Origin of the sequence: Sphingobacterium pedocola, assembly GCF_015209965.1 — a bacterium.
Classification (GTDB): domain Bacteria; phylum Bacteroidota; class Bacteroidia; order Sphingobacteriales; family Sphingobacteriaceae; genus Sphingobacterium; species Sphingobacterium pedocola.
In genome coordinates this window covers 26,552-51,008 of sequence record NZ_MU158689.1, presented here as the reverse complement: position 1 = coordinate 51,008, position 24,457 = coordinate 26,552, and the positions used below count along the sequence as shown (strand labels likewise).

Here is a 24,457-nt window from a genome sequence, read left to right as displayed (position 1 = left end):
TTTTTTTGTTTAAATAAAAGTTTGATCCGATACTTATCTATTTATCTTCTCAGGGTTACTTATTCGTTCTAATGAATATTGTACGCCTAAGGAACCACCAACGTTCTCATATAGCTCACCAAAATCTCCCGCAACGTTCCCTCTAAATAGCCATTGCCCGCGTCTGTAATTCACTTCAAGCAATGCGTGCGTCTGAAACAAGCCTTCTCCATTTCCATAAAATCCTTCAAAATTGCGCGCGCCATAATTCATAACACCGGTAAGTTTCGCACGTAAACGCCAAGTCTCATTTAATTTCACTCTAGTAGCGATATTACCACCTACCAAACGGTTATTAATGATATTAGCATTACCTGGTATTTGTTCTGTGCCGTTCCAATTATATGGTTGTGTCGGAAGGTAATTAGATGCTCCCTCGCGATTTGTAAACAGCGGATTTCCAATTACTAGCTGTTCATATTCCCATCCAGTTTTCATAGGTCCGTTATTATAGTAGCTTTGCATCTCGCTTCCTCCGAAATCTTCCATTTGTTTGGTATAGATAAATTCAGCAACGATGTCCCGCAAAATGCTATGTTCATTTTTATTCACGATATGAAGTCCTACAAAACGGTCCATATTCCTTATATCAACCCCTTTACCGCTCTCAAAAGGAGTTTGGTTGTACACGTGAACCTTGGCTTTTTCATTTTCGTAGTAGACACCGAGCTCCGCAACGCCACGTTGATCTCCGGCCCGATTGGGTCTACGTCCAGCTAGCTCCTCCTCTGTAGGCAAAGATCCGTCATTTGCCTCCTGAACAAACAGAACGTCCAAAAAACCTTTAAAAGATCGATCTAAATAGATATTTTCAGAAGGTCGCTGTCCGCCCCATTCCGTATAGTGTTGAACGCCACCATAAGGTTTCCATTTCCCTAAATTAATCCTCCCATAAAAAGACTTCTCATGCAACCACGACTCCATAAATCGATTATCGCCTAACCAGCCATGCCCTATCATTCCCTTAAACTGAAGTGTTCCTTTCGTAAATGGAATGTTGATGTAATCATCTATGCCCAGAGTGATTTTAGGGATTGGCAATGCATTACCGCTTGTGCCTAAAGAACCCATAGAAAGTTCTGGGTCAAGATCATCCCATAAATCCCGATGGCGCCCCCCCCGAATAAACCACTCTTTGTATTTTAATTGTGCGAAGCCCTGCTGTAATACCACACGATCGTAATGTTCCGCATTAAATACGGTTGCTCCGTAACTGAGTTGAAGCGGTGAAGCACTATCGCTTAACAAGCGCATCGTACCTAAATGATGGGAATTGGAAACCTCCATCCATGTGATTTGATCGAACTGCTTATTACTGGCCATCCCAAAGCGATTGGCTTTGGACCATAAGGGCTGAAAGCCTTCGGAAGCGACCTGTACTTGCGAACCGACTTGTAGTCGTAGTGAATCCGCAAATTTATTCTGAGCCACTCCTTGGGAGGTCATAAATAATATTATTACTAATAGCGCGATGCTTCTCATAATTCCTATGCTTTTGGTAATACCATTAAATCATTTAAATCTGCTTCAAACTTCCTTAAAATCTGTTCTTTTTCTAAATACTGCTCGGCATAATTGCGGGCATTTTGCCTATAGGCTGAAGTATCACCAAATAAGCCTAACCGTATACCCCTTAGAAGATCTTCTTCATTTTCAGGCTGCACAAGAATTCCCATCTGGAATTTATAGACCACATCATATAAGGTCGTGCCCTCCGTGGCCGTAACCAAAGCGCAACCACCCGCTGCTAAAATACCTGTTAATTTACTGGGCATGACTAGATCTGCTGCAGAAGATTTCTGCAAGACCAGGTGTAAATCTGCCATCGCTAATAAAGCAGAAAGTTTCTCATAGGGCTGCAAAGGAAAAAAGAAAACGTTCGACAATAGGCTCTCTTCTGCTAACCGGATAAGCTTGTCTTTACCCCCGCCTGATCCGCATATCACAAACTTAACAGAGCTATCGGCCTTGAATGCAGCCGCAGCTCTTAGTATAGCGTCTAAGCCTTGCTTCTCACCCAAGTTACCACTGTATAATACAATCTTGTCCGCTAAGTTAAAACCCATTTCCTGTCGCAACGACTTCTCTTTTGGCAAGGGAAAGATCACATTACTATCCACCCAATTGGGAAAGAACATAATTTTGGTACTGGCTATCCCCTTGCTTAAAATCTTGTGCTGCATCCCTTCCGAGATTGTCGACACACGCAAACCTCGATTTAAGAAGAATCGTTCCAAGCCAAACATAATATCCAAAAATGTCTTATTTTTAATCATCCCCAGATCTTTTGCCGCATCCACCTGTAAGTCTTGTATATGGTTTATCCATACGCCGCCCCTAGTGCTTTTATACAACCACGGAAACAAAGACAAATGAAAAGGAGGAGCAATACAAAACACGACATCATACTTTTTAGAAAAGATGGCTTTTATCCAAAACGGTATAGTAGCCGCTAAAAATGAGAATTCATGTAATATTCGTTTTAAGGAAGTAACTTCCTTAGGAACATACAAGGGTACACGGTGCACCTTTACACCGTTTAACGTCTCCGTAAACCAGCTCTTGTTTTTATATGCCGAATGAATCTCCCATTCAGGATAATAGGGCAAAGCAGTTAATACGTGAACATCACGCCCCTGCGCGGCAAGCCAGATCGCCATCTCCCCAGTGTATTTGCCAATCCCCGTCAGCTCCGGTGCGTAGTTTATACCGTGTATTAAAATCCTCATACAATATTTTATCCTAGATCAATTTGGTAGTTCTCTTTCACAAATGCTTTTATCTTTGCAGGGTCACTGCCACAGTACTTTTTGATTTCATATACTTTTGCGTCAACGAGTGTACGATACCACCAGCCTTGCATAAAATGCCATAAAAAACCTTCCTTACCCTCCAGAAAACCGAGTTTAAAAATATAGCGATAAATAAAGTAAATAAAGCTGCGCCAAAACAAGGGCATTCTAGCATATTGAGATTTTTTGTTACGTTTGTCGTTTGCATCTTCGGACAACATTCCGATACTTTCCCCAGTATACATTAAGGGAACTTCACAATTTAGTAGTTCTATAGCTTCTTTAATACTATAACTGTTGTGCTTCGCAATCCACCAACCCAGAGGATTTAAATTATCATCATAAAAACAGTGTTGCAGTTGTAGTGTCTCACCTTCCGTTAGCACGATGTGTTCATCCATCCAACGGTTTTCACACAGTCCCTTACCATAACGGAATAAACGAAGCATATTCCATTGTACATTACCTCTGGTGATAGCTCGTCCTAGAAAGATCATCTTTCTTTCCATAACTATTCCAGAAACATTAGCAGGAATAACTGAAAATTTATCACTAATTTCCGTTATCAGATCTTCCGATAGGTATTCGTCAGCGTCTAAACGGAATATCCAGTCGGTAGTGATTGGGAGATTTGCCAACCCCCAATTAAATTGCTTAGCATGATTATTTTCCCATTTATTTTGATAAACAATTGCACCCATTGACTCTGCAATTTCCTTTGTTCGATCGGAAGAAAACGAGTCAACTAAAAAAACCTCTTTCGAGAACCGCTTAGCGTTTTGAATACATCGAGCGATGTGTTTTTCTTCGTTATAGGTTAAAATTATTGTAGAAATATCTAGCATATCCAGTCCTTTACCTTACGTTCCTTAATAAACTTAGCGGGATTGCCCCCTACGACATTCCAAGGAGCTACATCTTTAAAAACCGCTGCTCGCGCTCCTACGACCGCACCTTCTCCGATGTTTACATTTGTCATTATAAATGTTTCAGCCGCTACCCATGCAAAATCTCCGATGGTTATGGTTCCCGCAATAAAGGGTGTATTTATAGAATCGATTTCATGCGTTGCACTACATAGATATGTGCGTTGCGACACCGTGACCTTTCTCCCAATAACAGTTTTACCTATATGCAGTTTAACTTCAGGACCGAGTGTCGACTGTTCTCCCATCTCTAAGTTCCATGGAGCAGGAATGTAGGCGGACGCATATATATTTACACCTTTTTGCAGTTTTGCTCCAAATAGCTTTAATAAATATATCCTCCACACATTAAAAACCGGAAGAGAAAATGGTTTAAACAAAAACAATGAAACCACACGCCAAATAAGGCGTTTTATTTTATCCGATTTTGGTATGGTATCTATATATTTTGGTATTTCCATATTTCTAATTGATTTATATACTAGTAAATATCTGAGATGCCATGATCAACGAATAAAGGCATCCAACATTTTTTTTGCAGCCTCTTCTATTGTGAAATTCTTTTGATATACTCTCCCAGCATTATGCCCCATCTCTTTCTTTTGAGTTTCGTCCATTAAGGCAAATTTTTTAAGAATTTGATAGGTCCCTTCATTTGTATCCGTATCAATTAGACCTCCTTGTCCTTCTTCGATCTCTCTCCAAATATTTACTTGATTAGTAATAAGAACAGGTTTATTGCAGGCCATGGCTTCGACTACAGATATACCAAAATTTTCCTGATGACTGGGTAAAACAAACGCTTCGCAACCGTAAAAAGCTTTCCACTTTGCATCTCCCTGTAACATTCCGACAAAATGAATGTCGCCACAGGCTGCCGCTTTTACCCGCATTGATTCTGCATAAGCTGATTCTAAAGGGCCAGCAATTACCAAATCTGGCACATTGACGTGCTCCTTCTTGAGCTGAAAGTAAGCGTTCAACAATTGATCAACTCCCTTTTTTGGATGGATGCGACTAAGAAATAACCAGTATGGTTTGTTCACTTTTGACGGTAGTACTTGACCTAATAAATTAGGAGGAGCTTGTATTCCATAGCCGATATTTAACTCTAGTTTTGGGCTATAGCCTTTGAAAGTTCCGCGTGCTAGTAACAATTCCTGCTCACAGGTAAACAATAAACCGTCAGCACTGTTCACCACATTTTTTTCCAACCACTTCCAATAAATTTCGTTGCGTAAGGCTTTTAGTCTTCTGCTCTTATCCCTTTGAAACCAAGGGTCTAACATTCCATGTGGCATAACGTAAAACTTCAGCTCAGTTCGTGGATTGTCTTTTCTAAATTTTTTTATTGCATTTGAAGCTGCGTAACTTGGATAGAGCCACAAACCATGCATAATAACTACGTCATACTCTCTTAGATGATCACGAAGCCAGGCTTGGAAATTACTGTTATAAGCCCAGCCCCCTTTAGCTTTCCCTAAGGCATGAACTACAAAGGGATCGTTTGCAATAAATTGCTCTGTGGGTGCATCCAAACAAACGACCTCATTTACTACGCCAAGTTTTTCCATGGCGGGAATAGAATTTCGAATCCCTTGACATGGACCTCCATTTTTAGGATGCATAGAAGATATAACACGAAGAATTTTCATGATAAAGAATAGTTTTTAATTCCAGGGTGCTTCAGGTTTTATTTTAATCTCCCCTTCAACATGATTTATAATATCTATGAAGTAACTAGCCATTGCTGCCCCTGATATATGTTCATTAGCCCACTCTTTTAGATTATTGCGTTTTTCTAGATTTACTTTACCTATATTCATAAATAATTTTAATTGTTTTGAAACCTCATATGTCGTAAGTTGATTTATTACCTTACCTACTTTGACACTTGATATCAAAGTACTTGCACCGCATCTTTTACTTACTAAAACCGGTGTACCTTCCATAATGCTTTCACTGATTACAGCACCCCATCCATCATATCTACTTGGTAAAACGAGCAAGTCATAACTATTCATACAAGTTCGAATAGCTTCGTTGGATTGAAAAGGTAACAATCGAATATTATCACTCAATTTAAATCGCTCTTTTATCTGTCTCGAAAACTCCAGATCGCTAGGACCTACACAATATAAATCTGCTATTATCTTTTCCCGCTTTATGGTTTTTAGAGCCCTTATCAAAATGTCGTAACCTTTCCAAATCGCAAGAGAACCGACAAATAACACCTTATACTCATGGCAGTCATCTAATTCAGGACTTTTATTTTTTGATTCCTCAACCGTATACGCCCACTCAAATATTTTATCTACCTCATATCTCCAATTTTTAAATTGGGACACCCCCTTGCTTCCCGTTGTAAGTATAAGTTCAATATGCTTCTCATATAGAAGCCTATGATAAAACCCTCTCATCCACCTTAGACATCCCTTCACTCCCCTCAAATCTAAGGGTTCAGTAAAAATACCTGCTCTACATTTATTTTTTATTGCGTATTCGAAGGCTTGTTGAACTTTTGGAAAAGCATGAAGACCAGAAAAAATATGGAAGCAGTTTCCTCCATTATTTATTTCAAGGAGTTCCTGCCATTTACAATTTTCCTCATGCATACGGAGAATGGTGACATCCTTTAAAATAGGCTCCTTCCATCCCATATTGATTCTATTTGGCGCTAACTTCTCGGTTACTATAAGCGTAACTTTACAAAACTTGATACTAGCCAACGAATTGAGAAAAGCCGATTGATGTATACTATTAGTATTCTGCCAAAAAAATAAATTATGCTGTATCATTTGTTATCACCTTTATATAGAAAGTACTCATAATAAAGAGAAATATACTGGTCTGTTATATTTTCCAAATCGTATTTTAGGATATTATCGAGACCATTTTGAACTAGTTTGTTTCGAAATTTGTGATCTGTCTGTATTTTTATTAATGCATCACGAATACTATCATGATCATTTGGATCAACTAATACCGCCCCTCCGCCACACACCGTTTTTGTGGGCTCGGTATTGCTGGTAACAACAGGTTTCCCCGTTGCTTGGGCTTCCAAAATCGGAAGCCCAAAACCTTCCGATAAGGATGCAAAATATAAAATATCACATTTATAATATTTATCGATCATTTCTTCTTGAGTCAAATTAACCGATATCGTGTAATCCACTTGATAAGATTTCATCCTTTCTTTGAGCATTTCAGAGGGTCGGCCTATTATATCTAAATGGCAGTTAAGGCCCTTTGCAGCTTCAATCAATCCAATTAGATTCTTATGGTCACCAGTTCCAATTTGCAAAATGGTAGGTTTCACACTATTAAAAGGCGTCTCTCTATATCTGACCGGTAGCACTAATGGATTAGGAATTACTTTCAACTTTCGCTCATCAGCATTTAGTAACTTCACTAAATCATTTTTGGTTAGGTCAGATATCACTGTCGATACAGTTAAAACTCTTAGAGGTAACACAAATGAGAGAAAAGCAAATAATCTTCGTTTAGGAGTTTTCGAATGATTTTTATACATTCCAATATCATGTATGGTCATAATAGTTTTCCTCCATGGCAAAAAAAGTGCTAGATAATAGCAATCGCCAGTAATATGATATACATCTGCATTCAGTTTTCGAACCGAAAATATAGCTTTTAATTTGGACAAAGGCTTATACCATTTCTCAACTTGTATACCCTTTTTTGCACCGGCTGTAGATATTGCATCAAATAAATTTTCAATGCTATGTGCATTTCGTTCCTTTTCTCTAAATATATAACAAACCTTCATAGCGTAAACTTAAAATATAAATGTTCTGAAAGAATATTAGGCGCTGTCATATAAAATTCAATTACTACCTGTTTACTAAACTTTTAGTCAACGTTTTAATCAACCAGTAAACGACCAAATAGGTAAAGCAATCCTGCCAAAAACCTCTCATTAAATAACTGATATCTTGAAAGTGGCCATTTGCGTTTCTAAACATACCTAAGAACAGGAAAATACTCATTAAGCCGTAGGGGGAATAAATAAATCCTCTTTTTGTATACAACACAAAACAATCCAACAGCTTGAATACTAAATAAAAAATCACAAACTGAATGGGGAAATACCACATCCCCCAAGTAGCCAATCCATCACCAATATGGCTAGTGACTCGGTATCCTCCCAACCCCCCAGAACCAGTAGCCAAGTTATATAGATAGTCACCCCGAGAATACTCTAAATCTTCTTTATTAATTTTTACGCCCAAATTATTCAAAATTGGAGTTGGTAAGATCGCCCATATTTTGGTAATAAGATCGTCTCGCATTTTTAAGTTCTCCCATCCTACAACGTTAGCGTAATAAATCGTTTGATCAGAAATGCGCATGTTTCCGTATCGGTTTAGCATAAAATTATCAATATATGTCTCCGTCCAACCATTAATCATATATGACTCATTTGTTATGATTTCGTATTGACTACTGATCTTTCTCAGTTGATCCATCTGCTCCCTATTTTGCAAAGTATTCCAGGTTTGAATAAACAGCTCTTCACGACTCACGTGAGCTCTTATTCCACGATTGGCAAGCATTGCAATGGAAATATCAGATATTAAACTCATACCAAACACAAAAAAAACAACGAAACCTGCTAATTTCATTGGGGAAACAAACTGCCTTATAGATAAATTTCGTCTAAGTATATCAAGACAGAAAAGCAAAGTTAAAGTTGCTACCGGCATGAGCATGGTTTGTCTACTATTCGTAGCCAAAGAAAGAGTAAACACAACACCCAAATAAATTAACACGTGAGCTCTATTTACTGTGTAGCGTTGTGATGTAAGACTAGGAAACAGCAAAATGCTCGGCGCGTAAATCATATATTGGATACCCGCTATAGATTTTGATAAGACATCTCCGTACTCAGATCTTCCTCCGATCATTAAACTATATAATTGAGCTATTAAACCAATAAACCCCATTACCCATAAAACAACAATGTCCGACTTATAGAAATTCAATTTACACAGTTTTTCTTGAACGAAATTGCTGGCAGGTTTGACAACTTGTACCGAGGCGAAGTAAAAAGCTAATGCTGAAACAACAAAAAGCAAAGTTTCATAAAAAAAGGTTTCATATGCATTTTCAAAACCGTATGTTATAGGCTTCCCTTCTACCAGGGTAGCAATAAAAGGCACGAACCTATACATAAACATTGACAAAAACATCAAGAATGAAAAGGGATGTAACAATATTATTTTTTTGAACAGAAAAAAATATCGGAATATCCACCAGCAAAACAAGGTCATAACACAACCTATCAAATTTCCAATTTCTGGAAAAAATAATACCTCAAAAAATACAGCAACATACAAAATAACATCAACTATCTTTTTTATACCTGAGAGTTTGTCTTCCTTATATGTATTTTTCAGTGGTGATACTCTTGCTCTCAATGCCTCGCTATTTCTCATACAAACGAATATTATTTAACATAAGTAAGATTTATACAGTATTGAACACCGAATTTATGAGTCTTTTTATAGTACTTACATTAGAATATCCAGAGGACACGCATCGCAATCTACCGGCTAGCGCGATTTTCTTTCGCTTTTCTGCATGAGTAAGATAATATTGACATTTTTGAAACAACTCCTCATTGGATGAGAAAAAATCAGCTTCCTTCGCTTCTTCAAATAAAGCAGTATGTTCATATGTCCGTTCAGCTAGCATAAATCCACCGCAGGCGGGTATTTCTATTGATCGAGTCGTCTGTAAGTCAAAATTCATTTTTCTTAGAAAACAAAGACAGATTTTAAAAGCCTGAAAAGATTTAGCATAATCATCAGAATACAAACCTTCGGCTTCAATAGTAAGATTTGGATATAAACCTCTAAATTCTAACCATTTGCCACCCCCGAATACTCGAACCTTCAGGCCATTTTCCACCAAATAAAGAATGGTTTTACACCTCTCATCTTCCCAAGCTCCTACAAACCCAATATCGCCTCCCAAGCGATCATAATCATCCGCTTCTAAAAATCGTGGATAATGAAACGTATCTTCATAACTATTATTCACAAATTGAACATTTTTAGCCCCCATTTTCAGCATTTGATTTAAAATGTATGACTTATTTGTGAAAATAAAATCATATGAAGAAATGGAACTTAAGTAATTCTGACTCTGATTATGACGAATAGCCATATTATCTGGAGAATAACTTACAATTTTGGTGTTAGGACTCATTTGTTTGATATACTCCAAAGTCTTTTTGTTTATCATTAAACCTTTATCAATCCAGACGATATCGTAATTCTTCTCTGATACGAAGCTTTTTATTTTTGAATTAATGTTAGATATGTCAGGTAATCGAATAGGAAGATTAAGTAAAAAAAAACGATTAGCAATCTTATACCTCAAATTGATAGGTTTTTCATAAACGTTAATTTTATCAATTTCGGTTGCTATTGCTGTAAGCGCCCAATGCCGATGCAAACAAGTATTACTAACACCGTTAAATCCTCCTATAGATAGTATTCTCATAATTTGATTTATCTTATACGAACTACAGCAATACTAACACTTGCCAAAAGCTTTTGGAATAAAATTTTAAAAAACTGCAAAATCCTGCCTTTTTTCGGATTTGTCCCCTTATAATTAAGCATTTTACCCTCATTGCCTTCGCGCCAGCTACCCGCCTCTCGGTGAATACTATACACGCGTTTCATCGATTTATACTGTGGAGAATCAAAATAATCAGAAGGATATACATGTATACCCTCCTTTAATAATTGCTCGTCATCACGAAAACCATAATTATCATAACCGTAATTATCGGCTACAGTCGCCATAATCTCAGGACATATTGTTAAATCAAATTGAAAATTAGGAGGAAATTTTTTACTTGTTGTACGAATAAAATGTCGTTCTGTGTAAAAATCCAAACAGTCTTTTATAAACGGATGTCCTTTTTCAGCACCGAAGCAGTGAGCGGTTAACCAATGATATTTCTTCCCATAACCTTTAGCACCTGCTTCATTAGCAATGAACACGCGGTTGTCCAATACAGAATCAAACGACTTAAAAACTTGTATATCTGTATCAAACCAAATACCACCATAATGATATACTGCGTAAAGACGCAAAAAATCAGAGGCAAAAGCCCATTTACGAACACTCACAGCTTCGTTTGCAAAAGTGTTATTAATATCGGCTAACTTTTTTCCATCCCATAAAACATATTCATAATCCGGCATAAGTTTTTTCCAGGTCATCATTAGTTCCTGGATGTGACTTGGGATAGGTTCTTCACTAAACCAAGAATAGTGGATTATTTTCGGAATCATATTTAAATATAAATTATATCTTTTACTAAATCTTAGTTGTAAAATAGTTTAGCACGTCGCTAGGCTATGACGGACAGAATAGTACAGACCGAATCCAACCAAACTTGGTGTATAGAACTCAATCTGTTAGAAATACCAGCCTCTCTCATTGCTTTTTCATTTAGCGGTCTCATATTTGGTCTAAAAACTTATAAAGACCTAGTATGTGTGGTAAGTGCACTAATTTTCAATCGCATTGATTAGAAAATCGATTGATTTTTGCTTCAACTTTTCGAGTTTATTCACAACATCTTTCCAAGCTATCGGACGATTTAATTGCTCCTCAAATGTCAGCGAGTTTTTTTTCTGATATACCCTTGATTCTAAACCTAGTTCACTGAGAATATGCATGGCTCTATTTCGTCCATAAGAATGTTCCTTATCCTCAATAAAAAAGAAGAGAAATGGCTTATTCATTATAATAGAAAACAAAAGACCATGATAACTCGACGTCAATACAGATTTAGCATTTTCCATAGAAGCAAGCCATTCGGGCGTTGTATAATATTGGGTTTCATAAGTTCCTAATTTATCAGTAGCGCCAGTATAACCTTCAGCTGAGACATATCTAAAGTCTATCCCAGTTGATGACAAATAATCTTCAATGGTGTTCCAATCAATATCGTCTGCTGTCTTGAAATTGATAAGATATCCTAAAATAAACTCTTTAGATGGAGTTGGAATAGATCTCGTTAGATCTTTATAATCTTCCTTTTGCAATAATAGTGTTGGATCCAAAACGACTTGCGGAGTTATAAATCCTGCTTCTTTTAATAGATGAATTCCTGTTGGTTCTCTAAGAGAGACACTGTCAAACCTTCGCAAATAGCTTTTCAATTCTTTTTTTAACTGCGGGTTATCTACAATTTTTGACATACCGGCAGCGTAAGAAATACGTTTAACATTCATGTCTCCAAACTGCAGAAAATACACCTTATCGTAGCCATATCGACCACCCCAATTCCAGATCTGATCGCTACCTGCGATGTAAGCATCTGCAATAGGTGGTGCATTCTTTAATTGTTCGATGTTTGTATATAATTTTTCAGAAAACTTAAAATGTTCCTTATAGAAATTTTTGAAATCTCTCTGTTGTATAGATGAGCTGGATACCTCTCGATTTCCAACATCTTGAAAAAAAAACTTTCGAAAAAGCAAATAAATTGCCTTTGCTACTTTTCTTACCCCCTTCTCATCATGCAATGTAAATTCTCTCTTGTATCGAATTAAAAAAGCATCATAACCTGATTTTTTTAAAAAAGTCTGTAATGCATATGCCTGCAATAATTGTCCATAATTTTCTTGAGCATTACCTAATGTCGCTACTGCTATTTTTTTCATAGATTTTTTTTGTGCTTATTTTTAATATATATTTTGTTTCGAGTAGGACTTGCTTAGCAAAGGTTTTGAAATTAGATCCTACTAATTGATTGACTTTGAAAATTGTGAATATAAGAAGTGAAAATTCGGTTAGGAATAAAACCAGAGGAATAACTTCAATATAGGGATAAATTAACAAAAAAATATAAACGAATCCTACACCCAAAATTTGTGTCACGAGAAACACCACAGTAAAAGAAAAATGATTATTCGTAGCCAATAAAACAGTACTAGACAAATTCCATGAGCATGAAATAAATAAAACTAATAACATTCCTTTAAAAAACACCTCGTGAAATACCAAAGCGTGTTTAGTCCACTCCAAATAAATTGGCTTTCCGGCAAACATCAATACAATAACAGCTATTATACTCACCAAGAAGGTTATAATTAATGAACGATAATATACTTTATTCATAGTATTCGTGTCCTTTCGACTGTAAGAATTCGATATTTCTGGATAAACCGAATTTCCAAATACGTTTATAAGAGATCGTAAAAAGTTGACTAATGTACGGGTCGTTGTAAATGCTACAAGAATTGTAGATCCAAATAATGCATTCACGACGAAGACTAAACCTTGATTCGAAACTGCTAACCCCAAAGGTACAAGCATAAAAGCTATAGACGGTCTAATTAAGCTCTTAAATACGCTCCAATCTAGTTCCTGAAAACTGAAAGAAAATTTGAACCATTTTTGTGAATGATAGTGGCGGTAAAGAATTGCAAGAAATGCGGGAATATTGTAAGCAATCATTATCAATATGACATTTATTTGCAACCAAATTCCGAAAAATAATATGAATATTCCTGACAATTGAACTACATTATCAATCATCGCACTTAAATGAGAGTAAGATTGAACGCGATAAATGCCATTATAAACGCCGCCATACATTTTCAAAAAAATGTTAAGCAATAATAAAATAAACAAAACATTAGTCTCTGTACCATCAAAAACCGTTGTATTTAGGATATTTTTAAATCCGAAAAAAAAGCTTATAATAGAAGAAAGGGAAAGACATATGCTGCACATCAACAGAATAAAAAACAGCGAATTTGAGAGCAATTTCGAACACGCAGCTACATCCTTTTGTTGATATTTAAGAACAAATTCATTATTTGTAGCTTGGTTTAACCCCATATTACTCATAGTAAAAAAAGACGATAACGCAGTTATAAGGATCCAATCGGCATATTTCTCCACACCCCAAATCAATATAAGAAATGGCACCATAGCTATTTGGTTAAGAAAACTCAAACCCATACCAAACATGTTGGCAGCATAGTTTTTTGCTATAGATCTATAAACCGACACTATATTTAATATTAGAATATCGCCTATTATACTGCAATTTATCGTCTTCTTTTAATAGTTCCAGGTCACTTTTCACCATTTCCTTTACTAAAGCTGAGAGATCATACTGAGGATTCCAGCCTAATTTTGTTTTTGATTTCGTTGGATCACCAATCAATAGATCCACTTCCGTAGGGCGATAATAAGCGGGGTCAATTTTAACAATTTGCTGGTTTGGTAATTTGCTGATCTGCATGTCTGCGATCTCCGAACCTACGCTATCGCTAAATATCATCTCGTCAATGGTATCAACGATTCCTACTTCTTGCTCGTTTTCTCCTTCAAATCGAAGGGTAATCCCTAATTCTGCAAAAGCAATTTTCACGAAGTCACGAACGGATGTAGTCACTCCTGTAGCAATTACATAATCCTCCGCAACATCTTGTTGCAAGATACGCCACATCGCCTCTACATAATCTTTCGCATGTCCCCAGTCGCGAAGCGAGTTGAGATTGCCTAGAAACAAACACTCCTGTTTACCCAAGGCGATGGCTGCTGTGGCCATCGTAATCTTACGTGTCACAAAGGTTTCTCCGCGTCTCGGTGATTCATGATTAAACAAAATTCCGTTGCAGGCATATATATTATAGGCTTCGCGGTAGTTCTTCGTAATCCAGAAACCGTAAATCTTTGCTACTCCATAGGGCGAGCGCGGATAAAACGGAGAATTCTCATCGTAAAACCCCTTTGCATTTTTATTATCTGCCAAGCCTCCGTATAGTTCTGATGTGGACGCTTGATAAATTCGGGTCTTTTTTTCTAAACCTAGTATACGAACTGCTTCTAAGATTCGTAGCGTACCTAACCCATCAACATTTCCTACATATTCAGGCGAATCGAAAGACACCTTTACATGCGACATCGCTCCGAGATTGTAAATCTCATCGGGCTGTACTTCTTGGATAATACGAATTAGATTAGTAGAATCTGTTAAATCACCGTAGTGGAGCTTAAAACGGACATGCTGCTCGTGCTGATCGATATATAAATGATCGATACGCTGCGTATTAAAAGAAGATGCTCTACGTTTGATACCGTGGACCATGTAGCCCTTTTCTAGAAGTAATTCTGCTAGGTATGAACCGTCTTGACCTGTTACGCCGGTGATTAATGCTGTTTTCATTTTTGGTAGTATTAAGTATTGAGTATTAAGTATTGAGACTAAATACCTATACAGTGGATAATCTTATAATTTTACTTCTTTGTAGTTGTTTTGGTTTTCTAGAAACCAACCGTATGTTTTTTCGATTCCTTCTTTTAGTTCGACTTTATGTTTCCAGCCCAGTTCGTGCATTTTGGATATATCCATTAACTTACGTGGTGTACCGTCGGGTTTACTGCTGTCCCAAATGATATCCCCTTGATGGCCGACTGCTACTTGTATGGTTTCAGCCAGTTCTTTTATGGTTAAATCTGTTCCTGTACCTACGTTATACAGGTGTTCGGGTAAGACGTTGTCTAAAGCAAATAACACCGCTTCTGCCAAATCATCGACAAACAAAAACTCACGCATCGGTGTACCTGATCCCCAAAGAGTAACCGGAACATGGCCATTTTCCTTGGCTTCGTGAAATTTGCGAATCATCGCCGGTAGTACATGTGAGCTTTGGAGATCAAAATTATCGTGCGTGCCATACAGATTGGTGGGCATTAAACTCACATAATCTTTTCCAAACTGCTTGCGGATGGCTTCACAGGCTTTTACACCCGAGATCTTTGCAATGGCATACCACTCGTTGGTGGGTTCTAAAGAATCGGTGAGCAAGTATTCTTCCTTCAAGGGCTGTGGTGCCAACTTGGGATAGATGCATGAGGATCCGAGAAAGATAAACTTATCCACACCGGTCTGTAAAGCGGCGTCAATCAGGTTATTCTGGATCTGCATGTTCTCCATCAAAAAGGGATAAGGGTAGTTGTTGTTGGCTAAGATTCCCCCAACCCTAGCCGCTGCATCAACAACAACTTCTGGTTTTTCTGTCTCGAAGAATTCATTGACCGCAGCCTGATTCCGAAGATCAAGCTCCGAAGATGCACGGTACAGTAAATTCGTAAACCCCTGTCTTTCCAAGACTCTTTTGATCGCACCACCCACCATACCCCGATGGCCTGCAATAAAGATTTTAGTCTGCTTATCCATTGTTCTTTTATCTAACCGCGTTTATAAAACTGCCACCATTTTTTCTTTTTTCCCATCTGCCCATAATCACCATAACCGTAGCCATAGCCGTATCCATAACCATACCCGTAGTTGCTGTAATAACCGCCTTTGGCCTGAATATCATTAACTACTAATTGTATAGGCTTGATCTTATCATTGCGAACGAGATCGTTTGGAATCCGCAGCTGTTCTTTATAGGTATAGCCTTGACGTACGAGATACAAGCATAGGTCGGCGTACCGTCCTAATAACTGTGCGTCTGTAACCATACCGACAGGCGGGGCATCCATAAGAATATAATCGTACCGCTCTGCAAGCTCATTCATCAATTGCTGTGTGCGTGGATGGATCAATAACTCCGCCGGATTAGGCGGAATAGCTCCGGCTTGCACCAAGTCAACATTTTCATGTGTACCTGATGGCATAATAATTTCATCAACACGCATGTCAGGGCGGACGATATAGTGCGAAAATCCCTTTCCAGATGGTAGGCCCAACTTGGCCGTAATGGAAGGCTTGCGTAAATCCAACTCCATAATCAAGACTTTCTTATCTAATAAAGCTAAAGCTACAGCTAAATTTAAAGCCACGTAGGATTTTCCCTCGCCTGACATAGATGAGGTAAACAATATGGTTTTACCTCCATTTAGCGCAAATTCTAAATTGGTACGCATAGCTCGAAATTGCTCGGCTATAGGCGAGCGGGACGTCTTCGTAACGACCACTTGCCCCTGCTCTTCCGAATGGGCAATCATGCCTAGCACAGTTAACTCATTATACCGTTCGATATCATCAACATTTCGAATACGTACATTCAACAATTCGCGAAGCCACAGAACAAACATAGGGAATGCCAATCCCAAAATTAACCCTACTGCATACATCGTGGTGGCTCTAGGTGCAAAAGGTGATGCATCTGCCTTGGGTGAATCGATAACTTTTGAGTTCGAAACATTAGCTGTACGGCTAATGGCGGTTTCCTCCCACTTCTCTTGCAAAAATACATATTGGGCCTGTTTAATCTGTTGCAACCGTGCCAGATCGATGTATCCACGTTCGATGGTTGGCACCTGTTGGATTTGAGATGTTACACGATTTGACAATTCTACCTGATTATTCTTCGTAAGTTCTAGTTGCCGACGCGTACTCGCCACGTTATCTATCATATCCTTGCGAAGACCTGCAATCTGCATCGTGATATTTTGTACCAGCGGATTAGCCTCGGTATTTGCCAATAATAACCGTTCCCGTTGTAAGACCAATTCATTATACTTTGTTGTCAATGCGGCAAAAGTACCATCTTGCGACAAAACAGTAGATGGCACTACCCGAGGATTGCTGGTATCTGATAAATAAGACGTGATTGCTTCTAATGAAGTTAGTTGAGTCTCAACTTCCGCTATACTCTTCGTATAACCAGCAGAATTTTCCAATAGGATTCGGCTTTGTTCCGTTATGTCCGCCAATTTCGTACTTTGTTTGTAGCCCGAAATGCGATCTTCGACCCCCGATAACTCCTCCGTTATCTTTGTCAAACGGGCATTGATAAAAGAAAGTGTCGAATCTGCTACTACATTTTTATCATGCAGATTGCGCTCCACGTATCTACTAATTAAACTATGCATCAATGCCTCACCGCGTTCAGGAACTTGATGAATTAGTGTCAAATCAATAGTTGAAACATTCGAATTTGTTACGGATACCGATAGTCTTCCCATTAAATCAGCAATTGCCGTTCGTAAGGGAACAATTCGAACACCATACTCCTCTTCTAATTCGACATTCTTATGAGCTAGAGTAAGCAACATTACACCCACACCATTCCAAGTAAAAGCTTGATTGATTGCCACCTCTTTCGATTGCGTTCCATGACTCAACAATATTCTTTGGGCATCTAAAACCTTAATCTTAATTTCAATTGCGCTAAAAATAGAATCTGCGGAGCTCAGCAATTCCAGCCTATAAGGACTTTCAAGGACAGGTACATTATGTACTTTGCCCACGTGAAAATAGCTGATATATGCCTTTTCGACTAATACCATCTCACGCATTAGATCCCTAGTTTTTAAAACTTCCACCTCATTATCTACAGAAGATTTAGTTCCCATTAAGCCTGATAATTCACCAAGTGCAGATCCACCTGTCGGACCTCCACCCTTTTTGTCATCAGATACTAATAATTTGGCCCGTATGTTATAAGACGGAATACTGTAACGTGCCTTGAAATAGGCAACACTTAGTCCCAATAAGCCAAAAAGCATAAACCAATACCAGTTGGCTAATATACGTCCAATAAATTGATGTAACGCTTTATTATCAGAAGACTTACTTTCTACTTCAATTTCGTCTTCCCGATCTATGTATCTATCTTTCATAAATATCTTTAAAATTCAAATTCTTGCTATCAATAAAAATAAGATACTGATCTTAGAAAAAACGAGTAATAACAAGAGTAATTATCGTCGCAAAAGATGTAATCAAAGCAAAGGTCTGTGTGCGGGCAGCATTATTAGCTGCTGCTTTAGCCTTTCCTGGCTCCACATAGAGAACATCATTTTGCTTTAAATAAAAGTAAGGAGACTGAAAGATCTCACTGGAATACAGATTTAGACGTATCATTTCCTTCGTCCCACCTTGTTCACGGATGAGAAGTACGTTTTCACGGCGACCGTAAATTGTTAAATCACCCGCTAAGCCAAGAGCATCTAATACGGATACTTTCTCATTTGGTACGGTATAGGTAGCTGGTCGGGCAACTTCTCCTAATACCGTAATCTTGTAGTTTGCAAAACGTACCTGAACGGTAGGATCTGTATAATATTGCCTAGCAGATGATGTAATACGTTCCTGAGCTTTGTACGTGGTTAAACCCTTAACTTCTATTTTGCCGATCATGGGAATATTAACAAAACCATGTTTATCAACCAAAAAACCCTCTATTGACTGCGCACCCGCTCCATAGGTAGTGCTTTCGGTAATCGCTTGATTTGTAGCAGTAGCACTCATCGGGTCAATGGTTTGAATGGTAATACTTAAAATATCATCAGATTGGATCACTGGTTCGGTGAAAGCTGCCGACTGCTGTATAATTCGAGTGGAATCTATCGGAAGATCAGCGAAATATCCCATTTTTTTTACGGAACAGCTACTAAAAAAAAGCAGAAGTAAAAACGGTATTAGAAATTTGAGCCGAAATATTAAAATATTTTTTTTCATGTTATACTTGTTCATTATTGTAGGGGCGGGGGTTTTGTTTTTCGTGATTTGTGACTGGTGACTTGTATTTTTTTTAGTTGTTAGAAAATAAACGCTCATTCTGTATGTTGCATTTTTTAAAGTACGTTGAAATATCTTCTTTTTTAAGTCCCTGCTCTATGGCGCGTACATGGCGCTCATGATGCACATCGGTACCGATTAAGTCGATCCAACCCTTGTCGATCAGATATTTTGCCATGCGTTTCTCATTAAGCCCATAGTACCCGTAAACCGATAAAAGGTTAACCTGTAAAAGGCAGCCCATATCCCGTAAATGCTTGATGCGCTCGGGTTGCTGGTGGTAAAAAATATAACGCTCGGGATGAGCCAAAATGGGTTTGTAGCCTGCTATTTGTAGATCAAACACGGTCTTCTCGATCTGCTTGCTCTCCTGCATATACGACATCTCGATCAGAATATGCTTTCCGGGTAAGGTAAGGAGTTCGACATCTGGATCAAGCAATAGCTGATCAAAAGCCGAATCGACCATATACTCGGCGGCATAGCCAACCTTGATAGCTGCCGAACGTGCGGATTGCACCTGCTCGAAAGCCGGAGCGATGGTCGCCGGGCTATTGGGATATAATTCCCGGAAGATATGTGGGGTAAAATGAAATTCGGATAAACCTACCGCATGTAAGCGATCCAATAGCATCAAGCTCTGCGCTAGCTCTTGGCAACCGTCGTCTAATCCGGGCAAAATATGCGAATGCATATCTACCTGTATCCAGCGGAGATCGGTGTATTGACGTGTTCGGTTGAAGATGGAGAACATTTTCTTTGTTGCTGATTTGCGTATTTTGTTATTGCGAATTCGCGAATCTGCGAGTTTGCCTATTTGCCTATTTGTAAATTTTAGGTAATTTGCAATTGTATTGAAATATCCGGCCGAAGCCGGTCGGCCGGAATATTCCCCTACAATAACAAGTATACACCTGTTAAGTCTTAAGATCGCTTCGTCGTTCCTTCTCGCGATGACGGGAAGGGTTACCTTCTCTCAATGACGGAGCTTTCTTGTTATGTCTTAAGATCGCTTCGTCGTTTCTCCTCGCGATGACGGGAAGGGTTACCTTCTCTCAATGACGGGAAGAGCTGCTTTCTCGTGATGACGGAGCTTTCTTGGTATGTTTTTTATGATTGGTGTTTCTGTCGCATATTGCAACAGAAACCCAATCGACTACTTACTATAATTCATTACACTCTTCGGTCAGGATCGCCAAGTTCGTATCACCAGCATGCTCCCCGATAATATCGCCAGATCCTACACCAACAGTACCTCTGTTATCTTCCTGCACCGTATGATTACCAACTACTTTCACGCGTTCGTTCCATACCGCACGGAAATCATAAAGTGTACCATCAGATTTCAACAAACTCGTACGAATGTAACCGTCTGTCACTACACCAAGATATTCCCAGGTACTGGTACCGGATATGCGATATTGCAACTGGAAGGTAGGCACCACCGTAATGACATTGGTCTGCCCAGGGCAACGTACATACAACTGTAGGGTCACAGCGGGTTCTGGATTTGGATCCGGAATATTGATCATAGTCGCAGACCCGCAGGCAGCTAATGGTACTTGGTCAATAAGTATACCCACATTGGTATAAACTGCAATCTCTACGCCTCCACCCTGCGGTACGTGTGTCAACCCGATTGTTTTGGTATCTTTGTTAATTGAGTAAACACCTGCTGTCAAAATCTTGCCGTATTGCACTACAGATATAATCACTGGGAGCGTGAAACCTTCTTCCATCCAATCTGCACTAAATGTGACGCGGCTCACTGGCTCGCAAGATGCCACAAAGTTACCGGCCACAAAAGTGGTTAAGTGATCAACAGCAAACGATAGGCTATATCCTGTCTGTGCGGAACCTGTAACGACGGCATTTTTTTCGTATTGCCATACCGCATTGGGATCCGTCTCATCATAACTATAAATCGACAACTCTGTACCTGCAGTAACCGGTTGGCCCGTGGAAGCATCTACAAAGTTAGGACTTACCGTCATAGCTACCTGTATTGGGCTACTGAAACGACGAACCGACTTGCCGCCAACCGACATTTTGATCACGGTAGTCGCTGCCGGATTAAAGGCACCCGCCTGTGTTTCTCCGTTAGGTCCTACAACACCTTCCGCGGTTAACGTTCCGCCAGGAAAGGAAGCCACTGCGGCTGGATCATTGACATCCATCGAAGACACATTGGCGGTAAGCGCACCACCCGTAATAACGGCACCATTTTCATCTTGAAACTGCAGTCCGGCCGGTAGCGCGATATCAACTTTTATACTTTCGCTTTGCCCAGCAGGAGCATCTAAGGTTATGGTAGTAGCTACAGGTAATGTACCGTTAGATCCCAGGTCGACGACCTCTTCAACCACTTCGACCCCATCGGGTATCTCTGTCGGTTTCACCAGCTGAACAGGGATGATACCTGTTGAAATATCAGCAATCGTAACCGGAACAACTTTTGTTAAAAAGCCTGCACCGCTGATCTCCACGCGAAAGTTAATCGGGTTCTCTACTGTAGGTGTACGCTTTGGATCAACGCCAAAAGTAACCAGATCGCCAACTAGCTTAAAATCTTTGTAACCGCTTAGGTTGTAAATATCTTCGGTATCGCCTGAAAGCAATTTGATAGTTACGTTATTCACCGGTTGATTTTCGGCATCGCGCACCTGCAATGTGGCAGAATGTTTAATAACATCACTGCTGATGACGAGGTTAAAATCCTTCAATGGACTTTCGCATGAAGCTGCTCCCCAAAGTAGGAAACAGGTCATGGCGTATAGGGGTAATTTTTTAAAATTCATGTCTTTATTTCTTTAATTGCGTTAGGAATGACTTATCTAATCCGGTAGCTTACACCTACTTCTACACGCGGTAGAAAACGGTAGTTCTTGATGTTGTTCTCCACGGTAGCGGCATTGCCTGCATTACCCTGTAATAAACCTGTTCCTGTGATCGACACGGATGGCTTCGGTAAATAATAAGACCCCAAATCGACCTGTAAAGAGAAACCATCACCCAAGCGGATATCGTTTAGACCAACACCTAAATAGGGAGAGATTGTTTTCTTGTAGTTGATATCGGTACGGATCTCGCCCACCTCATCTTCGTCGATCATGATATCGCCGTGGCGATATGGCTCGGCAAGCTTCGTTGTCAATTCTGCATCCAGGTTATAGAAGAAGGCACCGCCCGCATTCACCGCAAAGGAGCGGAAGAAACCTGCACTTTGGTAAAACGGTGTCCAGGAAAACAAAGCCGAAATATTGTGTGCCTTAATTTTTACATCAGACTCGGTTTCGCGGTTGCTGTAGCTCCCTTGGATATTGGTGTTGAACGGCATAAAGCTAGCGCCCAAACGTACGCCAAATTGCGCACCCAGTGGCGTAGACAAATGAAGCCCGAAGCCCGTCGTTCCGACGTGTACACCCAGATTTAACGGAAATGTCGTATCGTTATAACTGCTATCCTGCAGGTTCTCTCCTGTATTTGCCTGTAGGGTAGAAAAGCCCAGAGCGGCAAATACCGTCAGCAACAATCTGATTGCCGCCTTACGTATTGTAATTGGTTTATTCATGTATAATCTGTTCATATAGTTAAGTCGTTTTTTGTTCTATTAATACACATCTTTTTCTTTCCCGGCTACATTGATCGCCGTCATACACACAATCTTAAAATCGAGCATGGCCGACCAGTTTTGCATGTAGTCGATATCGTGCTCTACACGCCGAGCCATCAATTCCGGGTCCTTTGTCTCACCCCGGTAGCCATTAACCTGCGCCCATCCGGTAATCCCGGGCTTTACAAACTGACGCACCATGTAATGCTGAATCAATTGGCTGTAATGCTCGGTATGTGCCAGCATGTGGGGGCGTGGCCCGACCACCGACATCTGCCCGAGGAACACATTGATAAACTGCGGAAACTCATCCAAGCTGCTCTGGCGTAAAAACTTACCAATAGCCGTAACACGCTTATCGTCTTTGGTCGCCTGCTTGGCATTGGAATCTTTGTTGACCACCATGCTCCGGAACTTGTAACAGTAAAAAGGTTTATTGTTACGTCCTGAACGCAATTGCTTAAAGAAGATAGGCCCCGGACTTTGCAACTTGATCAATAACCCGATCAAGGGTACCATCCAGCTGAGGATAAAAACAAGCACAAGTCCCGAGATCAAGAGATCAATAAGGCGTTTCTTCACCCGGTTTTCCATATTCGACATGCGCTCGCCATGCGACTGTATAACGGGCAGTTCCATGCTGACAGAAGGCATCGCGGAACCCGAATAACTGATATTGGCCGTCATCGCGGGCACAAAATTAACCTGTACGCACTGATGATCTGCAGCCTGCACCAATTCCTTGCTATAGCTGTACATATCCGGCGAGGTAACAATGAATACATCGTGAATCCCTGCCGTGGATACTTCCTTAAAGTAGCGCGTAAAACGGGCCAGATTCTCCTCCTTACTGGCCAACATTTCCTCATCTTTGTACTGGATGGTATTGACATGGTAAAACGGACGCTGACGCTCGAAAAAACTCGCAACCGGAGCCAGATAAGCCCCATTACCAATGATAACCACTTGTTTATACCAGTTGAACCGCTTTGGAAATACGGTATAAACGTAAGTCATGAACATACGGGCCGCAATATAATAGACCACCATCAGGATTGCCAGGCCCAGTAAAAAAAGCAGTACATTGGGTACACGCTGATCCAGCTCCAAAGCAATCGAAAAGATAAGAATATGGGCTACACCGCCTTTCCAGGTGGTACGGAACATATTCTCCAGGCGCTCGATACTCTGATCGCTGTACACCCTAAACATCAGGGCAGCAAGTACACCTGTGATATTAAACAGAAGCCAAATGGCCTGCTGATTAGCCTCCAGGGCGCCATGCGGATCTAATACCGGATAAGAGGTCGCTAAACCGCAACTCAAAAAGAACAAAAGATTTAAAAACGCGACATCCATGGATATCAACAGCATCTTTAAACAAATGACCATACGGGTTTGAACGTACTTATGCATCATGCAAAAATTTAATACTATAAAACAAATATCTTATAACGAAAACACCACACGTGTCATCGCTTAATTTTTACATTCTACCAAGTGAGAAAATAGTTGGATCGCTTTAATAGTGTAGGGCTACCTGATC

20 protein-coding genes are annotated in these 24,457 nt (G+C 39.6%); all 20 read right to left on the bottom strand.

Going from position 1 to position 24,457, the window contains the following annotated elements; all coding sequences use genetic code 11:
- Nucleotides 1-33: 33 nt before the first annotated feature.
- The 20 genes from C4F40_RS00185 to C4F40_RS00090 all read right to left on the bottom strand — a co-directional run bounded on the left by C4F40_RS00185 (nucleotide 34) and on the right by C4F40_RS00090 (nucleotide 24,330).
- Nucleotides 34-1,521 carry a hypothetical protein gene (locus C4F40_RS00185; protein WP_196937353.1) on the bottom strand — a complete coding sequence of 496 codons (1,488 nt, stop codon included), beginning with the start codon at nucleotides 1,519-1,521 and terminating at the stop codon, nucleotides 34-36.
- 5 nt (nucleotides 1,522-1,526) lie between these two features.
- Nucleotides 1,527-2,768, bottom strand: coding sequence for a WcaI family glycosyltransferase (locus tag C4F40_RS00180; protein WP_196937352.1), 1,242 nt, complete (start codon nucleotides 2,766-2,768; stop codon nucleotides 1,527-1,529).
- An 8-nt stretch (nucleotides 2,769-2,776) separates the two neighbouring features.
- A complete protein-coding gene (locus C4F40_RS00175; protein WP_196937351.1) occupies nucleotides 2,777-3,676 on the bottom strand; it encodes a glycosyltransferase family 2 protein in 900 nt (299 codons plus the stop codon).
- Entirely contained in the window at nucleotides 3,670-4,218 is a 549-nt protein-coding gene (locus C4F40_RS00170; protein WP_196937350.1) for an LbetaH domain-containing protein, read from the bottom strand. Before C4F40_RS00170 ends, C4F40_RS00175 begins: the two co-directional genes overlap by 7 nt.
- 45 nt (nucleotides 4,219-4,263) lie before the next feature.
- Nucleotides 4,264-5,412 carry a glycosyltransferase gene (locus C4F40_RS00165; protein ID WP_196937349.1) on the bottom strand — a complete coding sequence of 383 codons (1,149 nt, stop codon included), beginning with the start codon at nucleotides 5,410-5,412 and terminating at the stop codon, nucleotides 4,264-4,266.
- 15 nt (nucleotides 5,413-5,427) lie between these two features.
- Nucleotides 5,428-6,417: a glycosyltransferase family 4 protein gene (locus tag C4F40_RS00160; RefSeq protein WP_196937348.1), complete on the bottom strand. Its 990-nt coding sequence runs from the start codon at nucleotides 6,415-6,417 to the stop codon at nucleotides 5,428-5,430.
- Between the two features lie 134 nt (nucleotides 6,418-6,551).
- Complete coding sequence (locus tag C4F40_RS00155; protein WP_196937347.1) at nucleotides 6,552-7,544, bottom strand: glycosyltransferase family 4 protein; 993 nt, start codon at nucleotides 7,542-7,544, stop codon at nucleotides 6,552-6,554.
- Between the two features lie 64 nt (nucleotides 7,545-7,608).
- On the bottom strand, nucleotides 7,609-9,213 hold the full coding sequence (locus C4F40_RS00150) for a hypothetical protein (protein ID WP_196937346.1): 1,605 nt from the start codon (nucleotides 9,211-9,213) through the stop codon (nucleotides 7,609-7,611).
- 31 nt (nucleotides 9,214-9,244) lie between these two features.
- A complete protein-coding gene (locus C4F40_RS00145) occupies nucleotides 9,245-10,285 on the bottom strand; it encodes a CgeB family protein (RefSeq protein WP_196937345.1) in 1,041 nt (346 codons plus the stop codon).
- Between the two features lie 8 nt (nucleotides 10,286-10,293).
- Complete coding sequence (locus C4F40_RS00140; protein ID WP_196937344.1) at nucleotides 10,294-11,088, bottom strand: glycosyltransferase family 32 protein; 795 nt, start codon at nucleotides 11,086-11,088, stop codon at nucleotides 10,294-10,296.
- Between the two features lie 219 nt (nucleotides 11,089-11,307).
- Complete coding sequence (locus C4F40_RS00135) at nucleotides 11,308-12,468, bottom strand: polysaccharide pyruvyl transferase family protein (protein WP_196937343.1); 1,161 nt, start codon at nucleotides 12,466-12,468, stop codon at nucleotides 11,308-11,310.
- Nucleotides 12,437-13,825 carry a lipopolysaccharide biosynthesis protein gene (locus C4F40_RS00130; protein ID WP_196937342.1) on the bottom strand — a complete coding sequence of 463 codons (1,389 nt, stop codon included), beginning with the start codon at nucleotides 13,823-13,825 and terminating at the stop codon, nucleotides 12,437-12,439. Before C4F40_RS00130 ends, C4F40_RS00135 begins: the two co-directional genes overlap by 32 nt.
- Nucleotides 13,812-14,987, bottom strand: a complete 1,176-nt coding sequence (gene gmd / locus C4F40_RS00125) for a GDP-mannose 4,6-dehydratase (RefSeq protein ID WP_196937341.1) — start codon at nucleotides 14,985-14,987, stop codon at nucleotides 13,812-13,814. Before gmd ends, C4F40_RS00130 begins: the two co-directional genes overlap by 14 nt.
- Before the next feature lie 63 nt (nucleotides 14,988-15,050).
- Nucleotides 15,051-16,001 (bottom strand): GDP-L-fucose synthase family protein, encoded by a 951-nt coding sequence (locus C4F40_RS00120; protein WP_196937340.1) that lies wholly within the window; start codon nucleotides 15,999-16,001, stop codon nucleotides 15,051-15,053.
- An 11-nt stretch (nucleotides 16,002-16,012) separates the two neighbouring features.
- On the bottom strand, nucleotides 16,013-18,397 hold the full coding sequence (locus C4F40_RS00115) for a GumC family protein (protein WP_196937339.1): 2,385 nt from the start codon (nucleotides 18,395-18,397) through the stop codon (nucleotides 16,013-16,015).
- A gap of 52 nt (nucleotides 18,398-18,449) precedes the next feature.
- Nucleotides 18,450-19,151, bottom strand: a complete 702-nt coding sequence (locus tag C4F40_RS00110) for a polysaccharide biosynthesis/export family protein (protein WP_231389871.1) — start codon at nucleotides 19,149-19,151, stop codon at nucleotides 18,450-18,452.
- A 160-nt stretch (nucleotides 19,152-19,311) separates the two neighbouring features.
- Nucleotides 19,312-20,052: a tyrosine-protein phosphatase gene (locus C4F40_RS00105; protein WP_196937337.1), complete on the bottom strand. Its 741-nt coding sequence runs from the start codon at nucleotides 20,050-20,052 to the stop codon at nucleotides 19,312-19,314.
- Between the two features lie 409 nt (nucleotides 20,053-20,461).
- The gene (locus tag C4F40_RS00100; protein ID WP_196937336.1) at nucleotides 20,462-22,096 is read right to left on the bottom strand and encodes a hypothetical protein; all 1,635 of its coding nucleotides are present in this window, start codon (nucleotides 22,094-22,096) and stop codon (nucleotides 20,462-20,464) included.
- A 32-nt stretch (nucleotides 22,097-22,128) separates the two neighbouring features.
- Entirely contained in the window at nucleotides 22,129-22,884 is a 756-nt protein-coding gene (locus tag C4F40_RS00095) for a hypothetical protein (protein ID WP_196937335.1), read from the bottom strand.
- 24 nt (nucleotides 22,885-22,908) lie between these two features.
- On the bottom strand, nucleotides 22,909-24,330 hold the full coding sequence (locus C4F40_RS00090; RefSeq protein WP_196937334.1) for an exopolysaccharide biosynthesis polyprenyl glycosylphosphotransferase: 1,422 nt from the start codon (nucleotides 24,328-24,330) through the stop codon (nucleotides 22,909-22,911).
- Nucleotides 24,331-24,457: the final 127 nt, after the last annotated feature.